Annotated in this window: 5 protein-coding genes; 2 read left to right on the top strand and 3 right to left on the bottom strand. The window is 59.9% G+C overall.

Annotated features, from left to right (window positions below):
* Both V6C07_RS13120 and V6C07_RS13115 read right to left on the bottom strand, forming a co-directional pair.
* The coding region (locus V6C07_RS13120; protein WP_333536922.1) for a YcaO-like family protein at positions 1 to 870 on the bottom strand (870 nt) is incomplete at its 3' end.
* Positions 867 to 1,589, bottom strand: a complete 723-nt coding sequence (locus V6C07_RS13115; protein WP_333536921.1) for a class I SAM-dependent methyltransferase — start codon at positions 1,587 to 1,589, stop codon at positions 867 to 869. The genes V6C07_RS13120 and V6C07_RS13115, both read right to left, overlap by 4 nt.
* Positions 1,590 to 2,076: 487 nt before the next feature.
* On the opposite strand from V6C07_RS13115, the gene V6C07_RS13110 reads away from it, so the two are divergent.
* Entirely contained in the window at positions 2,077 to 2,925 is an 849-nt protein-coding gene (locus tag V6C07_RS13110) for a 50S ribosomal protein L11 methyltransferase (protein WP_333536920.1), read from the top strand.
* 3 nt (positions 2,926 to 2,928) lie between these two features.
* Complete coding sequence (locus tag V6C07_RS13105; RefSeq protein WP_333536919.1) at positions 2,929 to 3,306, top strand: hypothetical protein; 378 nt, start codon at positions 2,929 to 2,931, stop codon at positions 3,304 to 3,306.
* A 216-nt stretch (positions 3,307 to 3,522) separates the two neighbouring features.
* On the opposite strand, the gene V6C07_RS13100 is transcribed toward V6C07_RS13105, so the two are convergent.
* A partial coding sequence (locus V6C07_RS13100) for a M23 family metallopeptidase (protein ID WP_333536918.1) occupies positions 3,523 to 3,970 on the bottom strand: 448 nt, incomplete at its 5' end.

The raw sequence follows: 3,970 nt of genomic DNA, 5'->3' as shown, positions 1-3,970 counted from the left end.
GGCCTTGGCCGGGGATGCCGCAGTGCCTGCTGTGAACACGATTTCGGAACTCTGGCCGAGGGTGGCCGGGTCCCAGGCAATGGCGGCCACCGTGGGCAGGGGCATGCCGAGGGAGAAATCCTTGAGCACCAGACGGACGCCTTCGCGCGCAAAGGCATCTATCAACTGACGGAGCACCGGATCCTTGCAGTTGGCGGTCTCAATGGTGGGCGTGGCGAGATGCCCGCGATCGACAAGGCAGCACACATGGCGCTCTATCAGTTCGCTCAGCCCCTGAAGAAGCGACTCTTCAGGGCTGTTGCCCGCAGAGGTTCCGTTGAATTCGCCCAGCAGCTTGAACCAGTCCAGCGGCAGCCACACCGTGGCTTCGTCGGGCAGGCGCGTGGCGGGGTAAAAATTCCAGCTTATAAGGTCCAGCACGCGGCGGGCCTTGTTTTCATCAAGGTCTTCACTGACGGAGCGCAGCATTTCAGCAAGCGGAATCAGGGCGCTGCCGAAGCGCTCTTCGGCTTCGCTCCACGTGGCCCGTTCCATATGGGGCCGTGCCTGCCAAAAATTGAAGAACGCATAGCGTTCCATAAGTTCCATAAGGGCAGACGCTTCGGCCTGCTCGGGAGACGAGCCTTTGCCCATCTGCTTGCGCGTGGGCATTATACGCCGGGCGTCAGCCCCGCATATGCTGAGAAAAACCGGAATGCCCAGTCGGCCCACATCCACTCTTTTGGTGTCGGCCAGGATGTCCAGGTCGGCCACGGTCAGCCGCTGGCGCACCCGGGCGATGGTTTGCGGCGGGCTCATGGTTTTGTCCAGGTCGCGGGTATAGCCCTTGGGGCAGGGGGCCAGATGTATGCGGGGCAGATGTGTGTTCATGGGCGCTCCAAAATCAGGATGCTGTATATGCGGCGTTGCTCTTCGCCGTTGTCGTCGCTGGCTTTGACGCCGACGCGGCCCTCGATGACCTTGAATGTTTTTGCCGCCAGCTTGGCAAAATGCGGTTTGGCGCGGGCCATGTCTGTGCAGAACAGGGCCTTGCCGCCGGGGGCCAGGTGACGGTCCACAAATTTCACCAGAGGTCTGTGCAGATCGTCAAGGTAAAGGATTTCCGAGGCGGCCATAAGGTCAAATCCCCCGGCAAAGCGCGGATCGCGCCCCGGAGTTGTCACATCAACACGGGCGACCTCGATGATGTCCTGAAGATTATTGCGCAGCACGTTGGCCCTGGCAAATCGCAGGGCCTCATCCACCACGTCGCTGGCCACCACACGGCTGAAGCCGTAGCGGGCGGCCACAAGGCTGAGCACCCCGCAGCCCGCGCCCAGCTCCAGCAGGCTCTTGCCCTGCGGATCATACTTGCGCAGCAGGCGGCCAAGCACGAAAGAGCCGGGCCAGACCTTGGCCCACAGGGGCAGGTCTTTGAGCGGATCACGGATGGCACGCTTTTGCAGCAGCTTGTCGAGATGCGACTGCATGTTATTGATGGATAAAATATGCAGGGGGTTTTCATCAACCTGCAACGGCTCGAAATCCACATCAAAATCGGCGCGGATCACGGCGAGAATATTGTCGAGTTCTTCCGTGCTTGTCGGCATGTATTTTCCTTAAAAAACGAAGATTAGAGCAGGGCAATACTGAAAATGTCCATCTGCTCCGCGCGGATTTCTGTAAAATCCGTGTCATGAGCTGCGCACCGCATGTGCGGTTGGCCGGGCATTCATCCTGGGGCCTGCCCATGTTGAAAACGGGCGGCCAGGCCATGCTTGCAGGGCAAACGTGCTTCGTCCGTGACAACGAAAAATGTTACGGACCGAAGACAGCAAAGATATTTCGCCGTCACGCAGGCATTTCAACGTGAGCATGCTCTGTTGGCGGAGTGCAAATTATCTTTTTACTAAGAATCTTCGTGCATGGCAATGTGCAATCTGCCGTGAAGGCGCGCGCCGGGCCAGGTGCGGCATTCAGCCCGCACAAAGAGGGAAAACGCTGCGGCCCTGCCGTTTGTACCGCCCTCGACCACAGGAAAAAAATCTGGCATGCTGGCCTGACTTTTCGGTCTGTTACAGCAAAAGAGACGCAATTATGAAGAAGATTTTTCAGCTTGAGATTATTGTGGGTGAAGACGCCTATGATCAGGCCCTTGGCCTGTTGACTTTGGAAGTGCCTTTCGGGTGGGAAGAAGAAAGCCTGCCCACCGGCGAAAGCCGTTTTCGTGTACACTGTGAAAACGCCGATTTTATCCAAAACCTGCGCAGCGCTTTTGAGGCACGCCTGCCCGGGGCCACGTGCACGGTGCAAAGTCTGGAAGCACAGGACTGGGTGGCCGCGTGGAAGCAGTTTTTTACTCCTGTACCCTGCGGACGGCGCTTTGTTGTACTGCCTCCCTGGCTGGCGGACAGTGAGGATTTTTCCGACCGCGTCAAGGTGCTTATTGAGCCTAAAAGCGCCTTCGGGACAGGTCATCACGCCACCACCGCCCTGTGCCTCATGGTGCTGAGCGACCTCCTGGACGCGGGTCGGGTATCCCCCGGCGAAACGTTTCTTGACCTCGGCACAGGGTCCGGGGTGCTCGGCATTGCCTGCTGCAAAAGCGGCTTGCGGGGCGAAGGGCTGGACATTGATTCCCTTGCTGTGGACAACGCTCTGGAAAACCGCGCTCTCAATCAGGTAGAAGAATTTGCTGTGAGGCAGGGCAGCATAGATGCCGTACCGGGTAAAACCTATGATCTTGTGCTGGCGAACATTCTGGCCCGGCCTCTCATTGAGCTTGCTCCGCTTATTGTGCAGGCGTGCAAGCCCGGTGCGTGCCTTGTGCTTTCAGGGCTGCTGGAAATCCAGGCCGACAGCGTGGAGGCTGCCTATACTGCCCAGTGTCTGCCCAAACCCCGGCGCGTGTTGGACGGCGAGTGGTGCGCGTTGGTGTGGGACTAGGCTGTGGCGGGCGGCGCATCTGTCTTGCCTGTTGAGGGCATGCTTGCCGCTCCGGAAAACAGTTTGGGCGTTGTGGCGGCGGGCCAGCCGGTGATCTGGCTGCCGCCGGACAGCGCCTTTTTTTGGACATGGGGACTGCTGCTGGCCCTGGGAGTGGCTGTTCAGCTTCTTGGGCTGTTGCTGCGTCGCAGGCTTTTCCTGTGTGCCGGATCATGTCTTGTGTGCGCTGCGGCCCTGCTGGACCGCGATCCCACCCTGTTTGTGGTGCAGCTTCTGCTGCTTGCGGGCCTTTTCTGGCTGTGCGCCCCTTCTGGTGAAGCCCGGCCGGGCTGCCTGCCGAAAACGCCGGAGCCGGTAACGGAAAAAAAGTCCCAAAAGTAAGCCTTTTCTCATGACCTGTGCTGGCGGCGGGGCATGGCGAAAATTCGTGCGCCGCTGCAAGCGGCCCCCTGCTCCCGCTTATCCATGCCGCTTTTTTGCTGCTTCCGCATGGCACGGCGCAGGGATACTGTAGCCGGGGCCTATCTGGTAGTTTTCGTTGCCGCAGTTCGTGCGCCTGCTACTTGCGCCTGCATGTTGTGCGGGCAGCAGGCAGCATCACAGGGAAGATTTTTCTCCCCAGCCCGGAATAGGCGGCGGGCTGTAGTTTTCCAGATCTTTCAGGCTGCGGCCGGGCCGTACGGGGCGTCCATGCCGGCCCCGCATCACAGGGCCACAGGTTTGCGGCGTAAGCTCCTCCGGGATGGCGTCGGGATCCGGGCGCAGAACATCCTCAGCTCTGGACAGAAAGGGCAGGGGGTCCACAAGTTTGCCTGCCGCATCACGCAGGCCAAAATGCAGATGCGCCCCGGTGGTGCGTCCCGTGCAGCCCACGAGACCAATTTTTTCGCCCTTTTCCACCTTCTGCCCCTTGCGCGCCAGTGTTTTTTCAAGGTGGGCGTAACGGGCGGTCATGCCGTCATCCTGCCGGATATCCACAACAATGCCTGAAGCCCCGTCTTCGCCCGAACGGATGACCTCGCCGCCCTTGTAGGCCACCACGGGC

The organism is Desulfovibrio sp. 1214_IL3152, assembly GCF_036763055.1.
Taxonomy (GTDB): Bacteria; Desulfobacterota; Desulfovibrionia; order Desulfovibrionales; family Desulfovibrionaceae; genus Desulfovibrio.
The sequence above is the reverse complement of the archived record's forward strand: the minus strand, read 5'-3'. Positions and strand labels throughout refer to the sequence as shown.

Coding starts and splice junctions, on each gene's coding strand:
- V6C07_RS13110 (WP_333536920.1), top strand. CDS start 2,077: ATGAAGAAGATTTTTCAGCTTGAGATTATTGTGGGTGAAGACGCCTAT.
- V6C07_RS13115 (WP_333536921.1), bottom strand. CDS start 1,589: ATGCCGACAAGCACGGAAGAACTCGACAATATTCTCGCCGTGATCCGC.